Source organism: Tardiphaga sp. 866_E4_N1_4, from assembly GCF_052076075.1.
GTDB classification, from domain to species: Bacteria; Pseudomonadota; Alphaproteobacteria; order Rhizobiales; family Xanthobacteraceae; genus Tardiphaga; species Tardiphaga robiniae.
On record NZ_CP197242.1, the window covers coordinates 1233239 to 1250670 of the forward strand.

At 61.8% G+C, this 17432-nt stretch carries 16 protein-coding genes; 11 read left to right on the plus strand and 5 right to left on the minus strand.

From position 1 onward, the window contains the following. Positions 1-26: 26 nt before the first annotated feature. On the minus strand, positions 27-479 hold the full coding sequence (locus AB8B20_RS06190; protein ID WP_093758304.1) for a DNA polymerase III subunit chi: 453 nt from the start codon (positions 477-479) through the stop codon (positions 27-29). 9 nt (positions 480-488) lie between these two features. Continuing rightward, positions 489-1991: a leucyl aminopeptidase gene (locus AB8B20_RS06195; protein ID WP_439072004.1), complete on the minus strand. Its 1503-nt coding sequence runs from the start codon at positions 1989-1991 to the stop codon at positions 489-491. A gap of 514 nt (positions 1992-2505) precedes the next feature. Between AB8B20_RS06195 and lptF the strand changes: the two genes are divergently transcribed. The 6 genes from lptF (at position 2506) to rsmA (ending at position 10210) form a co-directional block, all read left to right on the plus strand. Next, complete coding sequence (lptF, locus tag AB8B20_RS06200) at positions 2506-3675, plus strand: LPS export ABC transporter permease LptF (RefSeq protein ID WP_309945670.1); 1170 nt, start codon at positions 2506-2508, stop codon at positions 3673-3675. Further along, the gene (gene lptG / locus AB8B20_RS06205; protein ID WP_175366134.1) at positions 3672-4769 is read left to right on the plus strand and encodes an LPS export ABC transporter permease LptG; all 1098 of its coding nucleotides are present in this window, start codon (positions 3672-3674) and stop codon (positions 4767-4769) included. The genes lptF and lptG overlap by 4 nt, the downstream gene beginning before the upstream one ends. Positions 4770-4819: 50 nt before the next feature. After that, positions 4820-7270, plus strand: coding sequence for an LPS-assembly protein LptD (locus AB8B20_RS06210; RefSeq protein ID WP_439072005.1), 2451 nt, complete (start codon positions 4820-4822; stop codon positions 7268-7270). 94 nt (positions 7271-7364) lie between these two features. After that, entirely contained in the window at positions 7365-8294 is a 930-nt protein-coding gene (locus tag AB8B20_RS06215) for a SurA N-terminal domain-containing protein (RefSeq protein WP_414717154.1), read from the plus strand. Positions 8295-8336: 42 nt separating this feature from the next. Next, positions 8337-9341 (plus strand): 4-hydroxythreonine-4-phosphate dehydrogenase PdxA, encoded by a 1005-nt coding sequence (pdxA, locus tag AB8B20_RS06220; protein WP_439072006.1) that lies wholly within the window; start codon positions 8337-8339, stop codon positions 9339-9341. Next, the gene (gene rsmA, locus AB8B20_RS06225; RefSeq protein ID WP_439072007.1) at positions 9338-10210 is read left to right on the plus strand and encodes a 16S rRNA (adenine(1518)-N(6)/adenine(1519)-N(6))-dimethyltransferase RsmA; all 873 of its coding nucleotides are present in this window, start codon (positions 9338-9340) and stop codon (positions 10208-10210) included. The genes pdxA and rsmA overlap by 4 nt, the downstream gene beginning before the upstream one ends. Here the strand turns inward: rsmA and AB8B20_RS06230 are convergent. After that, a complete protein-coding gene (locus tag AB8B20_RS06230; protein ID WP_439072008.1) occupies positions 10194-10403 on the minus strand; it encodes a hypothetical protein in 210 nt (69 codons plus the stop codon). The genes rsmA and AB8B20_RS06230 overlap by 17 nt on opposite strands. Before the next feature lie 52 nt (positions 10404-10455). Here AB8B20_RS06230 and AB8B20_RS06235 point away from each other — a divergent pair, with 52 nt between their 5' ends. The 5 genes from AB8B20_RS06235 to AB8B20_RS06255 all read left to right on the plus strand — a co-directional run bounded on the left by AB8B20_RS06235 (position 10456) and on the right by AB8B20_RS06255 (position 15439). Next, positions 10456-11769 carry an HdeD family acid-resistance protein gene (locus AB8B20_RS06235; protein WP_439072009.1) on the plus strand — a complete coding sequence of 438 codons (1314 nt, stop codon included), beginning with the start codon at positions 10456-10458 and terminating at the stop codon, positions 11767-11769. 118 nt (positions 11770-11887) lie between these two features. Beyond that, on the plus strand, positions 11888-12946 hold the full coding sequence (locus AB8B20_RS06240) for an alcohol dehydrogenase (RefSeq protein ID WP_439072010.1): 1059 nt from the start codon (positions 11888-11890) through the stop codon (positions 12944-12946). Positions 12947-13027: 81 nt separating this feature from the next. Next, positions 13028-14407, plus strand: a complete 1380-nt coding sequence (locus AB8B20_RS06245; RefSeq protein WP_439072011.1) for a caspase family protein — start codon at positions 13028-13030, stop codon at positions 14405-14407. Positions 14408-14437: 30 nt separating this feature from the next. Continuing rightward, the gene (locus AB8B20_RS06250) at positions 14438-14935 is read left to right on the plus strand and encodes a hypothetical protein (RefSeq protein WP_439072012.1); all 498 of its coding nucleotides are present in this window, start codon (positions 14438-14440) and stop codon (positions 14933-14935) included. Between the two features lie 6 nt (positions 14936-14941). Further along, the gene (locus tag AB8B20_RS06255; protein ID WP_439072013.1) at positions 14942-15439 is read left to right on the plus strand and encodes a hypothetical protein; all 498 of its coding nucleotides are present in this window, start codon (positions 14942-14944) and stop codon (positions 15437-15439) included. Between the two features lie 13 nt (positions 15440-15452). Here AB8B20_RS06255 and AB8B20_RS06260 read toward each other — a convergent pair whose 3' ends face one another. Both AB8B20_RS06260 and AB8B20_RS06265 read right to left on the minus strand, forming a co-directional pair. Further along, positions 15453-16277: an ABC transporter permease gene (locus AB8B20_RS06260; RefSeq protein WP_439072014.1), complete on the minus strand. Its 825-nt coding sequence runs from the start codon at positions 16275-16277 to the stop codon at positions 15453-15455. 74 nt (positions 16278-16351) lie between these two features. Then, a complete protein-coding gene (locus AB8B20_RS06265; protein WP_439072015.1) occupies positions 16352-17431 on the minus strand; it encodes an extracellular solute-binding protein in 1080 nt (359 codons plus the stop codon). Position 17432 lies beyond the last annotated feature (1 nt).

Sequence of the window (17432 nt, forward strand, 5' to 3'; positions counted from 1 at the left end):
AATTGCAGCAGATCGCCAATCGCCAGCTAATTCTTACGCTGCCACCGGCCACGTTCATCGGTCTGCCAGTAAGTGGCGGTAAAGCCCCTCGCCTTACAATCAGTCCAGGCTGCTCGCGCTGCAGCGAGCGCATCGGCATCGTCGCCGTTGAATACCAGCACCATGCGCTCATAGCCGTCGGCATCCGCCGGCACTGCTGCGCTGTCCACAAGGAACCGGACCTGGGCACGATTGGGATTACCCTCTTCGATCGCGAGAATGATCGGCTGATCCGCAGCGTCTGCCACACGCCAGGTCGCGTGCGGCAGAAATGAATCATCACGATAGGTCCACAGATGCGCATCTAGCGCGTCGGCGCGTTCTTCCGATGTAGATTGCACCACGACACGCCAGCCGCGCTCAAGCGACTTCTCAAGCAGCGGCGGCAGCACGCTCTCCAGCGTCATGTTCTGCAGGTGATAGAACAGGACCTCGGTCATCGTGTCAGACTACTTCTTCGCCTCGTAATAGTCGGCCACAAGCCGATCGAGCAGCCGCACGCCGTAACCCGAGCCCCAGCTCTGATTGATCTCGGTCTTCGGCGCGCCCATGGCGGTGCCGGCGATATCGAGATGCGCCCACGGCGTATCGTCGACGAAACGCTGCAGGAACTGCGCCGCAGTGATCGAGCCGCCATTGCGCGTGCCGGTGTTTTTCATGTCGGCGAATTGCGAGTCGATCTGCTTGTCGTATTCCGGACCGAGCGGCATCCGCCAAACACGTTCACCGGTGGTCTGTCCGACGGTGGACAGGCGCTCTGCGAGTTCATCATTGTTGGAGAACATGCCGGCATATTCGGTACCGAGCGCGACCATGATCGCACCGGTCAGCGTCGCCAGATCGACCATGAATTTCGGCTTGAACTTCTTCGCCACATACCAGAGCACATCGGCCAGTACGAGACGGCCTTCAGCGTCGGTGTTGATGATTTCGATGGTCTGACCGGACATCGACGTCACGATGTCGCCCGGACGCTGCGCGTTGCCATCCGGCATGTTTTCGACGATGCCGATGGCGCCGACCACATTGACCTTGGCCTTGCGGCCCGCGAGTGCATGCATCAGGCCAACGACGCAGGCTGCGCCGCCCATATCGCCCTTCATGTCTTCCATGCTGCCGGCCGGCTTGATCGAGATGCCACCGGTATCAAAGGTGACGCCCTTGCCGATGAAGGCGACGGGCTGCTCGCCTTTCTTGCCACCGTTCCAGCGCATCACCACCATGCGGCCGGGACGCACAGATCCCTGGGACACGCCGAGCAGCGCGCCCATGCCAAGCTTGGTCATCGCCTTGACGTCGAGCACTTCGACCGTGACGCCGAGCTTCTTTAACTCATCTGCGCGGCGCGCGAATTCGGCGGGAAACAGCACGTTCGGCGGCTCATTCACGAGTTCACGGGCCAGCACGACGCCGTTGACGATATGATTGCCCGGCACAAAGGCCCTCTTGGCTGCGGCGACGTCACCGACGGCCAACGAAACCGCGACGCTGCCGGGCGTCTCGTCGGCATCCTTCTTCTTAGTTTTGTAACGATCGAATTTGTAAGCGCGCAGCAATACGCCGGAGGCGACCGATGCCGCCTGCTCCGGCGTCATTGCACCCGAAGCCAGCTCCACGATGACGGTCACCGCCTCATTGCTGCTGCCGACCTTGCCGGCGAGCACGCCGCCAAATTTCAGCAGATCGGTCTCCTTCAGATCGGCCGGCTTGCCGGTGCCGATCACGATGAGACGCGACGCCTTGATGCCGTCCGGGGCCAGGATGTCGAGCGTCGATGCACTCTTGCCCTTGAACTTGCTGGTTGTAGCCGCGCGCTTCACAGTTGCTGCCGCATCCCCGAGAGCCTTGGTCGCGGCAGGACCGAATTTCAGCTTTTCGTCGCAGAACACCACGAGAGCACCGCGCACAGCAGTAGCAAACGGGACAAAGCCGACCTTGACGGCGTCGGACATGGCAAATTCCTCCAGAAGATCAGGGCTGTCGCAGGGGTCGGCGCGGAATCCGGTCAGTGCGGCGGGGTTGAAGTGTTTTGTTGTCGTCGCAGCGTGAACCGTCAAGACAGGTTCTGACCGAAACCGCCAAGGATCGATAGTTTTATCGATAGTTTCTTGTGTTTCCCCCGAGGGAAACCAAACCGCCCGTAACCCACGATTCGGGCATTGCCTGTGTCCGAATGTGTCGACTCTGACCTTAGGTGACGGTCTTGCCAACAAATGGGCCCTGCCGACTAACCCGGTTCCTCGCCGCCAACTGAGTTGCGAAGCATTTCAGTGGCCCAAGGGACACATCGGGCACATAATTAACCATATCTTGAGCGAGCCATCCCCCGGCCATTTTGTTGACCAATCAAAGGGATGCTAAGTGAGATGATGGGCTTGTGAAGATCGCGGCATGTCCTCGGGGGTCCCCTTGCGGGATTGGGCATGCGGGCGGCTTTAACGGCCGGAATGGGGATTGATCGGACCGATGGGGTCTATCGACAAGTATATTTTCCGCACGACGCTGGCGTCGTTTGCGGTGGTTCTGGTCAGCCTGACGGGCGTGATCTGGATCACGCAAGCGTTGCGCGGAATCGACCTGATGACGAGCCAGGGTCAAACCATTCTGACTTTCCTCGGCGTCACCAGCCTCGCGATTCCCGTTCTCGTTCTGATCATTGCTCCGATCGCCCTGATGATCGCGGTGTCCCACACCCTGACCAAGCTCGCGACCGACTCCGAAATCATCGTGATGAATGCCGCCGGCCTGTCGCCGCGACGGCTGTTTCGTCCCTTCCTGTTCGCGACGATGGTCGTATCGCTGCTCGTGGCCTTCATCGGCTCATATCTGGCACCGGATGGTATGCGCCGCCTGAAGCGCTGGGACGCCGAGATCACCGCCGACGTGCTGGCCAACATCCTGCAGCCAGGCCGCTTTGCGCAGCTCGACCAGAACCTGACGATTCGCGTCCGGGAGCGTCAGCCCGGCGGATTGCTGGTCGGGATTTTTGTTGATGATCGTCGCGATCCCAAAGAGCGCGTCACCATCATTGCCGACCATGGCACGGTGCTGAAGAACAAGGATGGTTCGTTCCTGATTCTGGAAGACGGCAATCTGCAGCGTTTCGAGACGGGCAAGACCGACCCCGCCATGGTGGCGTTCGGCCGCTACGCTTTCGATATGTCGAAGTTCTCCAATCGCAGCCAGGACGTCACCTACGGAATTCGTGAACGATATCTCTGGGAATTGATGGTGCCGCCAGTGGATGACCCGCTTTACAAGCAGGTGCCGCGGCAGTTCAGCGCGGAGATGCACGACCGCTTGATGGCGCCGATCTATCCGCTTGCCTTTGCCGCCTTGACCTTTGCATTCCTGGGCTCGCCACGGACAACGCGGCAGAGCCGCAACTTCTCGATGGGCAGCGCAATTGCCGCAGTGTTCGGCCTACGCATGGCGGGCTTTGCCTGTTCCGTCGTGGCAGCGAAATCGGACTTCGCCGCACCGCTTCAATATGCCCTGCTGGCGACAGCGATCGGCGTCAGCTTCTGGATCATCTCAGCCGGGATTGTCGTGGAGCCGCCGGCCAAGCTGGTGGAAGCAATCAACAGATCCAACGAGCGGTTGTTGCGCCTCTTCCGACGGCCGGCCGCCGCATGAGCATGATCACCAACACCATTGGCAGGTATTTCGCCGGTCGCTTCTTGGTGGCGGCCTTGGGCGTGTTCACCAGTATCTTCATGCTGCTGGTGCTGGTCGACTACATCGAGATGGTCAGGCGCACCTCCGGGCTGGCCTCGGCCTCCGCTCTTATGGTGGCGCAGACGTCGCTGTACCGGGTGCCCCAGTTGCTCGAGAAGATGATGCCGTTTTGCATCCTGATCGGCGCCATGACTTGTTATCTCGCCCTGTCGCGGCGGCTCGAACTGGTGGTCGCCCGCGCCGCCGGCGTCTCGGCCTGGCAGTTTATCTCCCCTGCACTGGCCAGCGCTCTCATCCTGGGCGTGCTGGCGACTGTGGGCTACAATCCCCTGTCGGCCAACCTGCGCGAGGAATCGAAGCGGATGGAGGCCCAGATGTTCGGCGATGCGCCGGGCGGCGGCGTCCAGGACGCCTCCGGCTTCTGGATCAACCAGGTCAACCGCGAGGGCCAATCCATCATCAATGCCGCCCGCAGCGAGCAGCAGGGCGTCCGCCTGACCGGCCTGACCGTGTTCCGGTTCGACACCGAATCCCAGTTCAAGGAACGGATCGAAGCTCGCGAGGCATCGCTGGAGCCCGGCCGCTGGTTGTTCAAAGGGGTCCGACGCTACACCCTCGATTCGCCCGTGGTTGAGCAGGACAGCATGTACCTAGCCACGACCCTGACCCCGCTGCAGGTCAGAAACAGTTTTTCGACCCCCGAAACAGTGTCATTTTGGCAACTTCCTTCGTATATCAAATCCTCAGAGAGTTCGGGTTTCGCGACGGCGGGGTATCGCTTGCAGTATCATAAGCTTATCGCACAGCCGTTTTTGCTGGTTGCGATGGTGATGCTGGCTGCTTCCGTGAGCCTGAGGTTCTTTCGGATGGGCGGTGTCCAGAAGATGGTTTTGAGTGGCGTGGGCGCAGGCTTTCTGCTCTACGTCCTGTCGAAAGTTACGGAAGATTTGAGCAAGGCTGAGTTGATGCATCCGATTGCTGCGGCGTGGCTGCCTGTGTGTGTGGGCGGCCTCACCGGCTTTTTGGCCTTGTTGTACCAGGAGGACGGATAGTGGCTGTGTTTGCCGCCCTCCGTGAGCAGGCATTTGATTGGAAGCTGCGCATGACCATGCGCAGTGACCGTTTCTGCACGTCTGGCGTACTGGCCCCGGTGCTCGCAACCGTTTTGGGTCTGGCGACTGCATTTGGCGTCGCGGCGACGACCCCGGCGGCTGCCCAGAGTTTCACTTACAATCGCCCCGCCACCCGGCCGAAGCCGCCGCCTGCCGCCCAGACCGGGCAGATGCTGGTCCAGGCGACCGAGGTCAATTACGACTATAACAACTCGCGCGTCGCCGCAGTCGGCAGCGTGCAGATGTATTACAACGGTACGTCCGTCGAAGCCGACAAGGTCATCTACGACCAGAAGACCAAGCGCCTGCACGCCGAAGGCAATGTCCGCATGACGGACGCCGACGGCAAGATCACCTATGCCAACCTGCTCGATCTCAGCGACGACTACCGCGACGGTTTCGTGGATTCGCTGCGCGTCGATACGGCCGATGCGACGCGCATGGCCGCGACACGCGCCGAGCGCACCGCCGGCAACTACACCGTGTTCCAGAACGGTGTCTACACCGCCTGCGCCGCCTGTAAGGAAGATCCGAAGAAGCCACCGCTGTGGCAGGTCAAGGGTGCCCGTGTCATCCACGATCAGACCGAAAAGATGATGTATTTCGAGGACGCCCGGATCGAGTTCTTCGGCGTGCCCCTCGCCTATATCCCGTATTTTTCGACGCCCGATCCGACGGTGAAGCGCAAGACCGGCTTCCTGATGCCGGGCTTCACGCAGAACACCAATACAGGCTTCGGCGTTGAAACGCCGTTCTATTGGGCGATCGCGCCTGATTACGATGCAACCATCTCGCCACGCTACACCAGCAAGCAGGGCCTGTTGATGCAAGGCGAGTTCCGGCAGCGCCTGATGGATGGCGCCTACCAGATCCGTGCCTATGGCATCAATCAGCAGGATCGCAGCGCCTTCGCCAACACGGTCGGCGACAAAGACTGGCGCGGCGGAGTCGAGTCCAAAGGCCAGTTCGCGCTGAACGACAAATGGGTCTGGGGCTGGGACGCGGTCGCACTCAGCGATTACAACTTCCTGCAGGACTACCGGCTGTCGATGTACCGGGATCCCTATGCCTCGTTTTTGAATCTGCAGACGGAGGCCGTTTCGCAACTATATCTAACGGGCGTCGGCAAGCGTAGCTTCTTCGATGCACGCACGATCTACTACCTGAGCTTCTCCGGTAATCAGAGCCAGGTCCCGGTCATTCACCCGGTGATCGATTACAACAATGTGCTCAACCAGAACATTCTGGGCGGCGAGTTCAGCTACAAGTTTAACATGACCAGCCTGAGCCGTGATCAGGCTGCGTTCACTGCAATCAATAGTAAGATTGATCCACTGACCGGCTTGAGCCCTTGCAATATTCTCTCAGCGGACACGGCCTCACGGACGCCAACAAACTGCCTGATGAACGGCATTCCCGGCACCTATACCCGCGTTACCGGTGAAGCACAGTGGCGCCGTTCCTATACGGACTCGTTCGGCCAGATCTTCACGCCGTTCGCGATCCTGCGCGTCGATGCGATCGATGCCTCGATCTCAAACCAGCCCGGCGTGTCCAACTTCCTGCCGACCGGTGACACGACAGCGCTGCGGGTGATGCCGACCGTAGGCGTCGAATATCGCTATCCGTTCATCAACGTTCAGCCGTGGGGCACCACGACACTCGAACCCATCGCTCAGGTGATCATTCGTCCGAACGAAACCTACGCCGGTAAGTTGCCTAACGAAGACGCGCAGAGCATGAGCTTCGACGCGAGCAATCTGTTCAGCGTCAACAAGTTCTCCGGTTACGACCGTGTCGAAGGCGGCGGCCGCGCCAACGTCGGCGTGCAGGCCACCACGCAGTTCGATCGTGGCGGTTCCGTCAAAGTCTTGTTCGGTCAGTCCTATCAACTTTTCGGCCTGAACTCGTTCGCAGTCGCCGATACGACCAACACCGGCGTCAACTCAGGACTGGCTACCTCGCGGTCAGACTACGTCGCCAGCCTCGCCTATTCGCCGAACCGCACTTATACGGTCAGTACCCGTGCTCGTATCGACGAAGCGACCGGCAACATCTCGCGCTTTGAGGCGGAGGGTCGCGCGAGCTTCGACCGCTGGTCGGTCAGTCTGATGTATGGCAACTACGCACCGCAGGCGGAATTGGGCTACCTCACTCGCCGCGAAGGCCTCCTTGGCACCGGTTCGATCAAACTGGCATCGAACTGGGTGGTGACCGGTGGCGCTCGCTGGGATCTCGAGGCCAACAAGATCAACCAGTACACGGTCGGTGCCGGCTATGTGGACGATTGTTTCGTGCTCGGCGTCAATTATGTCACGTCCTACAACTACGTGAGTAACCTGAGCACGCCGCCCGTTCTGAGCCATACATTCATGTTCCAGCTTGGCTTGCGGACAATTGGCAATACCACGTCTGCGAGCGGAACCGGCGGCACTTACTAGTATCGGTCCTTTGTGCCGTGAAATCTCCGTTTTCCGTCGCGATGTATGCGAATTCTGCTTTCAAGAGAGCTTTGACACCGCGGTTTTGACAATGATGGGTACGATGATTTCCGGACGCGTTCTGCGAGCCACTTTGGCGACGGCAGTTACCCTTCTCATTTGTGCGGGATCACCGGCTCGGGCCCAGTCCGTCGCCGTCATGGTCAATGGCGAGCCCATCACCAATTTCGATATCGAACAGCGCACCAAGTTGAATGCGCTGTCGGGCGCGAAGACAAACAGCCGCCAGGACGTGATCGAGGAGTTGATCAGCGAAAAGGTGAAGATCAAAGAAGGCAAGAAATACAGCGTCGATCCCGGTGCCTCGGAAGTCGATGGTGCATTTCAGAACATGAGCTCGCGCATGCGTCTCACGCCGGATCAGCTGGTGCAGTCGCTGGCGTCCAAAGGCATCCGCCCGGACACGCTGAAAAGCCGTTTGAAAGCCGACATGGTCTGGAACGCGATCGTGCGCGGGCGCTTCAAGCAGAGCCTGCAGGTCGGCGAAAAGGAAGTCGATGCAGCCGTCCAGAGCGCTGGCGGCGATGCCATGACCGAAGCGTTCGAATATCAGATGCGACCGGTTGTACTGGTCGTCCCCCGCGGGGCAGCGTCCGGCATGATGGAAGCGCGGCATAAGGAAGCCGAAGGGCTGCGCGAGCGTATCCAGAGCTGCGAAGACGCCAACCGTACCTTCAAGTCGATGCAGAATGCGACTATCCGCGATACGGTCGTCAAGACCTCTGCCGATCTGCCGCCGTCGCTGAGAGAATTGCTCGACAAGACCCCGATCGGACGTCTCACGCCTCCGGAAGTGACCCGTCAGGGCGTGGAAATGGTCGCTCTATGCGCGCGCAAGCCGACCAAGGTCGATACACCGAAGAAGCGGGAAGTCCGCGACAAGATGTTTGCCGACAAATTCGAAGCGAAGTCGAAATCCTACCTGCAGGAAGTGCGCAAAGCGGCGATGATCGAATATCGGTAATTTCCGATCCGGCTTAGGCCGCGACTGGCTTAGGGCGGCACCATGACCAAACCTCTTGCGCTGACATTGGGCGAACCGGCCGGCATCGGCCCGGACATTGCCATCGCTGCCTGGCTGCGTCGGCACGAACTCGACCTGCCCCCGTTCTATTTGCTTGGTGACCGTGACTTCATGGCGGAACGTGCCAAGACGCTCGGCCTCGACGTCAAGCTGGCCGATGCAACGCCCGCCGGTGCTACTGAGACCTTTGCTGACGCGTTACCAGTGGTGTCGATCGGACAGACGATCACCGCGCCTCCGCGCCGTCCTGACGCTTCCAGCGCGCCCGCAGCCATTGCCTCGATCCGTCAAGCGGTCGCGGACGTGGAAGCCGGCCATGCCGGCGCCGTCGTGACCAATCCGATCGCCAAGAGCGTGCTCTATCGCGCCGGTTTCACCCACCCAGGTCACACCGAATTTCTCGCCGAGCTTGCCGCCCGCGACGGAAAGGTCCCGCTGCCGGTGATGCTGTTGTGGTCGCCGGAACTGGCCGTGGTGCCGGTCACGATCCATGTCTCGCTGCCCGATGCCATTGCCCAACTGAGCGGCCCGCTGATCACTGCCACCGCGCGCATCGTGGTCAACGACATGAAGACCCGTTTCGGCATCAAGCGGCCGCGACTGGCCATTGCTGGCCTCAATCCGCATGCCGGCGAAGATGGTTCGATGGGCGACGAGGAGCAGGCCTTCATCATGCACGCGGTCACCGTGTTGCAGAACGAAGGCATCGACGCACGCGGGCCTTTGCCCTCCGACACCATGTTCCATCCCGCGGCCCGCGCGACCTATGACTGTGCGATCTGCATGTATCACGATCAGGCGCTGATCCCGATCAAGACCATCGCCTTCGATGAGGGCGTCAACGTCACGCTCGGCCTCCCCTTCATCCGCACCTCACCCGATCATGGCACCGCCTTCGACATCGCCGGCACCGGCAAGGCCAATCCATCGAGCCTGATTGCGGCGCTGAAACTCGCGGCCCGCATGGCTGCGACGCAATCCGCATGAGCGGGATCGACGATCTGCCGCCGCTGCGTGACGTCATCAAACGTTTCGATCTGCAGGCGCGCAAATCGCTCGGCCAGAATTTTCTGCTCGACCTCAATCTCACCGCACGCATCGCCCGCGCCGCCGGCCCGCTGGAAGATTGCACGGTCATCGAGGTTGGTCCCGGCCCCGGCGGCCTCACCCGTGCATTGCTGGCCGCCGGCGCCAGGCGCGTTATCGCCGTTGAGCGTGACGAGCGTGCACTCGGCCCGCTCAAGGAAATCGCCGCGCACTATCCTGGTCGGCTCGAGATCGTTATCGGCGACGCCCAGACCTTCGATCCGCGCCCGATGCTATCAGGCGAGCGCGCCAAGATCGTCGCCAACCTGCCCTATAATATTGGCACGCAGCTCCTGATCGACTGGCTGTGCACCGAGCCGTGGCCGCCCTGGTACGACATGATGGTGCTGATGTTCCAGCGCGAGGTCGCCGAACGCATCGTCGCGGTCGAAGATGACGAGGCTTATGGCCGGCTCGGTGTGCTGTCGAACTGGCGCGCCGAAACCAAAATCCTGTTCGACATCTCGCCGGCCGCCTTCACGCCGCCCCCGAAGGTGACGTCATCGGTTGTGCGCCTCGTTCCCCGCGCGCAGCCAGAGGCCTGCGAACGACGCCTGCTGGAACAGGTGGCCGCTGCAGCATTCAATCAGCGCCGCAAGATGCTGCGGCAGAGCCTGAAATCCCTCGGCGTCGATCCGGAGCGGCTCGCCGCAGCTGCCGATGTCGACGTTACCCGGCGTGCCGAGACGGTTCCGGTGTCAGGTTTTGTCGCAATGGCACGCGAATTATCCGAGATCCGAAAAACCAAGAGCGTTACGCCGACGCCTTGATCTCCTGCGCCGGGCTCCTGATCGCGGCCCACATGAAACATGTGCAGGCGAGTGCCACGAACATCGGCAGCCCATGCGTCAGTCCCTGCATCGCAGCGCCGGCGAAGACCGGGCCGATCAGCGCGCCTGCGCCCCACATCAGTCCCATCGCCGCATAGATACCGACCAGAGCCGGGCTCCTCGCTAAAAACATTAATCATCCGCTGGCTATATCTGGCCCTGGAAACTGGGATCATGGGCAACCGATGATACGTCTGCTGCTCCTCCTGCTGGGCGCGGAAGTGGTGCAACGGCGCTGGCGGTTGCTGCTCGCGATCGGCGTGCTGTGGGCTGCCTTGGGCCTCGCTATCGTGATCGACGCGTTCGATGGCAGCACGATCGTGCGCCCTCACTATTTCGGCTACCTGCTGCTGCTGGAAGGCATTGTCAGCCTGCTGGCTGCTCTGCTTGCCGTCACACGTCGGCCCTATCAGTTCGCCAAGGCCGTTATCCTGATCGTACCGGCCGTTATCATCATCGCGCAGCCGCGTCATTCCAACCTGTTGATCGCGATGCTGCTGGGCGGCGTGCTGCTACTCGACGGCAGCGCGCGCATCGTCAGCGCGTGGCTGGTGCGCTTCGAGAACTGGCGGATGGCAATCGGTGCCGGCACTGTCGAGCTGATGCTCGCCGCCACGACACTGGAGCCGTGGCCGACCTGGTACGAGGGCACGATCGGCTTTAACATCGGCGCGCTCCTGATCGTGTCGGGGTTGAGCACGACATTGCTGGCTAATCGCTTGCGGCGATTGCCACCGGATGCACCCATCTCGATGCTGGTGGGCGGCGCGTTTCCGACCGCATTGTGGGTGCCCGCCACGCCGGATGATGCCGGCAAGGACGATCTCGTCGTGCATGTCTGGACACCCGCAGGTCCGGGCCGCAACGCGCGGCGCCGTCCGCTGGTGGATCGCTACATTGCCGCCGTTGATGCCAATGGGATTGTTTCTACCGGGCATGCAGCACTCGAGCTGGCGCCCAATGTCTATGTCAGCCACTACCCCGCCGTCGAAATTGATCGCGCGCCGGATGAGTTCGGCCGCGTGCTGCGCGCTGGCGTCGAGAACGACCTGCCCGGCCGTTTTCAGCCGAGCTATGCCGAGGAAGCAGAAGGATGGTGCGAGGCCACTGAACATATCCGTTTCACGCGCATCGACCGCGTTCGCGTCCGCCACTTCTGGCGCACATACCGCGTTGATACGACCTATAACCTCACCAGCCGCAACTGCTCGACCGCCGTGGCACACGCGCTCGATGCGGCACTCGAAGGTGTGCTTGGACGCACCGATCGGCCTTGGCGTGCATTTTTCCAGGCCGTGGCCACGCCCGAATTGTGGGTTGCAAGCGTGTTGCGACGCCGCGCCGAAGCAATGGCATGGACGCCCGGTCTGATCCTCGACTATGCGCGGCTGCTGCAGGCGGTGGTCGAGCCCGAGCCAGAACAAATCTCCCCCGCATGGTCGCGCCTTAGAAGGCTCAGCATTCGTCGCGCAGCCCGGGCCCGCATGCGCGCGACATGAGTCTCTCAAGACGACCGCGACGTGGGCAAGAAGGTGCGAACCTGGCGATCTTTCGCACCCTTGAACTTGCCCCCATCCTGTGATTGCTAGGATGCAACGAAGTCTAGGGAAAACAAAAATGGCTCTTATGAAACGCCAGTCTCTGGTGAAATTCGACGCTCCGCTCTGCGAAACCATCGTCGACACACCGAAGCCGCAAGGCAAGGAAGTACTCGTCCGCATCGAATGCTGCGGGCTGTGTCATTCCGACCTGCATATCCAGGACGGCTATGCAGATCTGGGCGGTGGCAAGAAGCTCGACACCACCCGCGGCATGACGCTTCCCTTTACGCTCGGCCACGAGATCGCTGGCATCGTCGATGAAGTCGGTCCTGATGGCGATCAATCGCTGATCGGCAAGAAGAAGGCCGTCTTCCCGTGGATCGGCTGCGGCAAATGCCGCGACTGCCTGGCAGGCGATGAGAACCTCTGCGCCAAGAACCGCTTCCTCGGCGTGTCACTCGACGGCGGTTTTGCGACGCATGTGCTGGTGCCGGACGAGAAGTATCTGCTCGATTACGATCCACTACCGATCAACATGGCCGCGACGCTGATGTGCTCAGGCATCACCGCTTACGGCGCACTCAAACGTCTCGTCGATCGTCCGCGGCAACGCAACCTGCTGCTGGTGGGTCTCGGCGGCGTCGGCATGGCCGGTCTCGCACTGGCCCAGGCGATGTTCAAGCAGCCGATCTCGGTGGCCGATCTCAATCCGGCGGCACGCGAAGCCGCGCTGAAGAACGGCGCAGCCTTCGCCTATGACCCTTCCGAGCCCGATGTCGCCAGGCGCATGGTGAAGGAAAATGACGGCGGCTTCGATGGCGTGGTCGACTTTGCCGGCAACGACAAATCCATGAACTTCGCGGTGGCCACTGTTGCGCGGGGTGGCAAGATCGTGGTGTCCGGCCTGATGGGCGGCGAGTTCAGCCTGCCCATGGTGCAATGGATCTACAAGCGCATGACCGTCGAAGGCTTCATGGTCGGCACGCTTGAGGAAGCCAAGGAGCTGATGGCTCTGGCCCGCGCGGGCAAGCTCAAGCCGACGCCGATGAAGGCGGAGCCGATGGGCGATGCGCAGAAGTGGATCGACGAATTGCGCGCCGGCAAGGTCGTCGGCCGGATCATGCTGACCAACTGAATTAGACTGCACTCAGGCTCCGGCCCGGATTGCGCTTCATGCGATCCGGGCTAGGATATGTCCCATTGCAGGATGGGATTCATGGACCATTTCGTCCAACCGGTCAGGTCGCTTGCGCGAATTGCCGCGCTGATGGCCCTGACTTTGCTGCTCTCGGTCAGCGCTGCATTGGCCGAGAAGCGCATCGCGCTTGTGGTCGGCAACTCCGGCTACCAGAACATCACCCGCCTCGATAACCCGAAGAACGACGCCAAGCTGATGGCGGAGACGCTGAGCGGTCTCGGCTTCACGTTGATCGGCGGCACTGCGCAATTGGACCTGGACAAAAGCGCACTTGATCTCGCCGTGCAGAATTTCGGCCGGCAGGTTCAGGGCGCTGACGTCGCCCTGTTCTATTACGCAGGCCACGGCGTGCAGGTCAGCGGCTCCAATTACCTCGTGCCGGTGAACGCCAATCCCACCCGCGAGGCGGATGTCGACTTCCAGATGGTCGATATCAATCTGGTGCTGCGGCAGATGCAGGGCTCCGGCACGCGCCTCAACATGGTCATCCTCGATGCCTGCCGGAACAATCCGTTCGGGTCGCGTGGCCTGCGCGCCTCGGAAGGCGGCCTTGCCCAGATGCGCGCACCGGAAGGCACCCTGATCTCCTATGCGACCCAGCCCGGCAGCGTGGCGCAGGACGGCAGCGATGGTAACAGCCCCTACACCAAGGCACTGGCAAGTACTGTGCGTCAGGCCGGGCTCGATATTTTCCAGACCTTCAATCAGGTCGGCCTTGCGGTGAAGCGCGCCACTGGCGGCTCGCAACAGCCTTGGGTGTCGTCATCGCCGATCGATGGCACATTCTACTTCGTGGCACCAACAGCCACCGTGCCGCTCGTCGTGCCGCAGAAGCCCGTGCAGGAAGCACGCCTGCCCGATGCGCCGCGGATCGACTTCGACAAATTGCCGATCACCGATCCAATCAAGCTTACGGAAATCAGCGACCGGCTTTATGAGCTGAATTTCGATCCCGAGCCACTGAACAGCAAGAATGGAATCGCGGTTGCGATCCGCGATTTCCAGGTCAAGGGCGGCATGCCGCCAACGGGAGAGCCGACCGAGGGGCTGCTGCAGCGTTTGCGCAGCGCGAGCGACCAGAAACAATGGGGCTCGATCGTCTACGACATCAAGAACAAGAAATGGGGCATGTCGTGGGATCAACCGTCCCGCAAGTCAGCCGTGACCAAGGCACGCGCCCAATGCGGCACGGCTCCCTGCCCGCTCGAACTGTCGTTTTACGGAACGAATTGCGGTGCATTCGCAGCTCTCGGCGGCAACTGGTCGCTTGTCGCGCGGCCCACGCTTGCACAGGCGCGCGATGCGGCCATCGATCAATGCACCAAAACAGGAAAATCATGTCCGATTGTCGGCGCCATCTGCGCCAACGCCACGATGGGGCCTGACGCGAAATTGTAAGTTCGATCTGTTTTTTGAAAGTTATTGAACATGATTTTTCGATCTGGACTTCTGTTTGGTTTGGCCATTCTGACATTTTCGGGAGACGCAGTTCTGGCACAGGGCGCAACCGGTGGCAGCCTTGGCAACGACAGCAAGACGCTGTCGGGCTCCTCCCCCGAATCCCGATCAGCGGCGCCTGCCCAACGCGAAAGTTCCGAACGCCGCGCGCCGCGCCGTCAGACCGCGCCGCGCAACCGTGGCGAGGGCGCGGGAGGCGGCGGAAATTTCGACGGCGCCTGGTCGATATCGAGCGTAGGCACCTCCGGCTGTTCCGACACATTCACGGAAAGCTTCGTCGTGGCCAACGGAAGGATGATCGGCAAAGACGGCAGCGCCCCGGTCAGCGCCAACGGGACAGTGCGCGGAAGCGGAAACTACAGCGGTATCCGCGTCACCAGCCAGGGTCGCCTCTCCGGCCGTACCGGCTCGGGAGTTTTCCAGCGATCCGATGGATGCTCGGGCCGCTGGGTCGCAAGCAAGCAGTAAGCGCCCATGACAATCCCGCACATCATCATGAAATCCGTCATTCTCCCCTGTCTGCTCATCATCGCACTCGGCAGCAGCGACGCATGGAGTCAGGGCGCAACCGGCGGAAGTCTCGGCAATGACAGTAAGTCGCTGTCCGGCTCGTCCTCCGAGCCGCCTGCCGCCAAACCAGCCCGCCGCGAGCGATCCGAGCAGCGTGCCGCTCCGGCCCGCCGCGGCGCTGGTGAGGGCGGCAGCGCCGCCAGATTCGACGGCATGTGGCAGATCACTTTCACCGGTCAGTCGGCGGTGTGCGCGGGCAAAACCGCCAGCAGCACATTAACGATCTCCGGCGGGAGTGTCGGCGGGGGCGGTAGCATCAGTCCGAGCGGCGTATTGCAGGGAGTCGGCAGCAGCGGCAGTGTGAGTGCGGTCATGACCGGCCGCCTGTCCGGCCGCGGTGGCGGCGGCTCGATGCAAATGTCGAATGGCTGCACCGGTCGCTGGACGGCCAGCAAGCAATGATCGGCGGTAGCGACTACGACTTCCGCTGCGGCCGCATGGCCTCACCGATGGACACCACGACGGCGCAGATGGCCACCAGCACGATCGAGGCAGCGGACGCCGCCGGCAGATCGGTCCCCGTCTCCGAGATCTTGCTGTAGAGCACCAGCGGCAGAATGTTCACTTGCGTACCGGCCAGCGCCAGCGCCGTACCATAAGCGCCGACGGCAACTGCGGCCGTCAGGCAATAGGCCGCGATCAGGCTCGGCAGGATCTGCGGCAGCATCACTTCAATGAGCGTTCGGAAACTCCCCGCACCGAGCGAGCGCGAGGCGAGCATCTGGTTGCGATCGAAGTTGCTGATCGCGGGCAGCACGATCAACACGACACGCGGCACGAGATAGTAGGAATAGGCCAGTCCCAGTCCTACCGGTGAGAAGATGAAGCCGCCGATCACCGCGGGATCGAAGCCGAGCTTAGCCAGCAACAATGTTACGAAGCCGGCGCGGCCAAGCAGCAGGATAAAACCGTAGGCGACGATCAGCCCCGAAAATGTCAGCGGCAGCGAGATGGCAATCAGCGCTGCGGTGCGCAGGCCCGGCGCGAACCGCGCCAGTGCAAGCGCCACGCAGAAGCCGACGACGAGCGAGAACAACGGCGCGACAGTCCCCAGCACCATCGTGCCGCGCAGGCCGTTCCAGAACACGGGATCGCCCGCGAGACGACCGAATGCACTGCCGCCGTCCGCGAAGGCGCCGACCAACACCGCACAAACCGGGATCAGGAAGAACAGCCCCAGCACCACGCTGCCGGGTACGGCGAATGCAGCGAGCATGGATGTCGGGACGCGGGCGCTCATCGTGGTCCTTGTTGCAGCATGACGAACGAGGCGATCCCTGCACTGACGCGGGGATCGCTGTGGTGGGTTTCGGCTTACTGGCCGAGGACGGCTTTGGCCCAGCCGGCGTCGATCTCGGCCTTCTTCGCGGTGGCCTTGGCGATATCCATCGCCTGCACCTGCGGCGCGGCCGGCATCTTGTCGGCAACGCTCGGCGGCAGGCTGACACCGGGCACAGCCGGACGCACATAACCTTCGGCGAAGATCTTCTGGCCTTCATCGCTCATGATGAAGTTGAGCCAGAGCTTGCCGGCATTCGGGTTCGGGCCGTTCTTCACCAGCGAGATCGCGTATGGCGCGGCTGCCGACGCTTCCTTCGGAATGACGACGGACACGCCATCGCCGAGACCGTCGGTGAACTTGGCTTTCAGGCCGTCGTTCTCGTAGCCGATCCAGATCGGGATCTCGCCCTTCAGGAACTGCGCGTAAGGCGTGGTGCCGACCGTGCGCAGCACGTTGCCGGCCTTGGTCAGCTTGCCGAGATAGTCGATACCCGGCGCGACATTGTCCATGCTGCCGCCATTGCCGAAGGCCGCGGCGAAGGCCACCACCTGGCCCTGCCCCGTCGAGCGCGGGTCTTGATACACAATGGCGTTCTTGTATTCCGGCTTCAGAAGATCGGCCCAGCTCTGCGGCACGGTCTTGACCAGCTTGGTGTTGACGAGAAACGCCACGCTCAGCGTGTGGATGGTGAACCAGCGGCCTTCGGCCTCGCGCAGCGGATCGGCGAGCTTGTCGAAATTCACCGGCTTGAAGCCATCGACGACGCCAGCCTTTGCTGCGTCCAGAGCGGACGCTGCAAAGTAATAGGCCGTGTCGGCCTGCGGACGATTGCGCGCCTTGTCGAGGGCGACGACGGTCGCGGCCGAACCGAGGTCGTTATAGACCATCTCGACGCCGGGATAGCGCTTCTGGAAGGCCTTGAACTGGTTGGCCCAGTTGGCCCAGGTCGGCCCGGTATCGAACGACACGACGAGGCCTTCCTTGCGGGCGGCTTCGTACAGCGCTTTTTCACCGGTATAGAGTTCGGCGCCTTCGAAAGCCCATGCGGCCGGGCTGATGGCAATGGCGAGGGAAGCTGCGGCAACACCGCTCAGAAACTTGCGTCGGTTCATG

Bases quoted from the DNA above. Each gene is read 5' to 3' on its own strand.
- AB8B20_RS06190 (WP_093758304.1), bottom strand. From the start codon at position 479: ATGACCGAGGTCCTGTTCTATCACCTGCAGAACATGACGCTGGAGAGC.
- AB8B20_RS06195 (WP_439072004.1), bottom strand. From the start codon at position 1,991: ATGTCCGACGCCGTCAAGGTCGGCTTTGTCCCGTTTGCTACTGCTGTG.
- lptF (WP_309945670.1), top strand. From the start codon at position 2,506: ATGGGGTCTATCGACAAGTATATTTTCCGCACGACGCTGGCGTCGTTT.
- lptG (WP_175366134.1), top strand. From the start codon at position 3,672: ATGAGCATGATCACCAACACCATTGGCAGGTATTTCGCCGGTCGCTTC.
- AB8B20_RS06210 (WP_439072005.1), top strand. From the start codon at position 4,820: ATGACCATGCGCAGTGACCGTTTCTGCACGTCTGGCGTACTGGCCCCG.
- AB8B20_RS06215 (WP_414717154.1), top strand. From the start codon at position 7,365: ATGGGTACGATGATTTCCGGACGCGTTCTGCGAGCCACTTTGGCGACG.
- pdxA (WP_439072006.1), top strand. From the start codon at position 8,337: ATGACCAAACCTCTTGCGCTGACATTGGGCGAACCGGCCGGCATCGGC.
- rsmA (WP_439072007.1), top strand. From the start codon at position 9,338: ATGAGCGGGATCGACGATCTGCCGCCGCTGCGTGACGTCATCAAACGT.
- AB8B20_RS06230 (WP_439072008.1), bottom strand. From the start codon at position 10,403: ATGTTTTTAGCGAGGAGCCCGGCTCTGGTCGGTATCTATGCGGCGATG.
- AB8B20_RS06235 (WP_439072009.1), top strand. From the start codon at position 10,456: ATGATACGTCTGCTGCTCCTCCTGCTGGGCGCGGAAGTGGTGCAACGG.
- AB8B20_RS06240 (WP_439072010.1), top strand. From the start codon at position 11,888: ATGGCTCTTATGAAACGCCAGTCTCTGGTGAAATTCGACGCTCCGCTC.
- AB8B20_RS06245 (WP_439072011.1), top strand. From the start codon at position 13,028: ATGGACCATTTCGTCCAACCGGTCAGGTCGCTTGCGCGAATTGCCGCG.
- AB8B20_RS06250 (WP_439072012.1), top strand. From the start codon at position 14,438: ATGATTTTTCGATCTGGACTTCTGTTTGGTTTGGCCATTCTGACATTT.
- AB8B20_RS06255 (WP_439072013.1), top strand. From the start codon at position 14,942: ATGACAATCCCGCACATCATCATGAAATCCGTCATTCTCCCCTGTCTG.
- AB8B20_RS06260 (WP_439072014.1), bottom strand. From the start codon at position 16,277: ATGAGCGCCCGCGTCCCGACATCCATGCTCGCTGCATTCGCCGTACCC.
- AB8B20_RS06265 (WP_439072015.1), bottom strand. From the start codon at position 17,431: ATGAACCGACGCAAGTTTCTGAGCGGTGTTGCCGCAGCTTCCCTCGCC.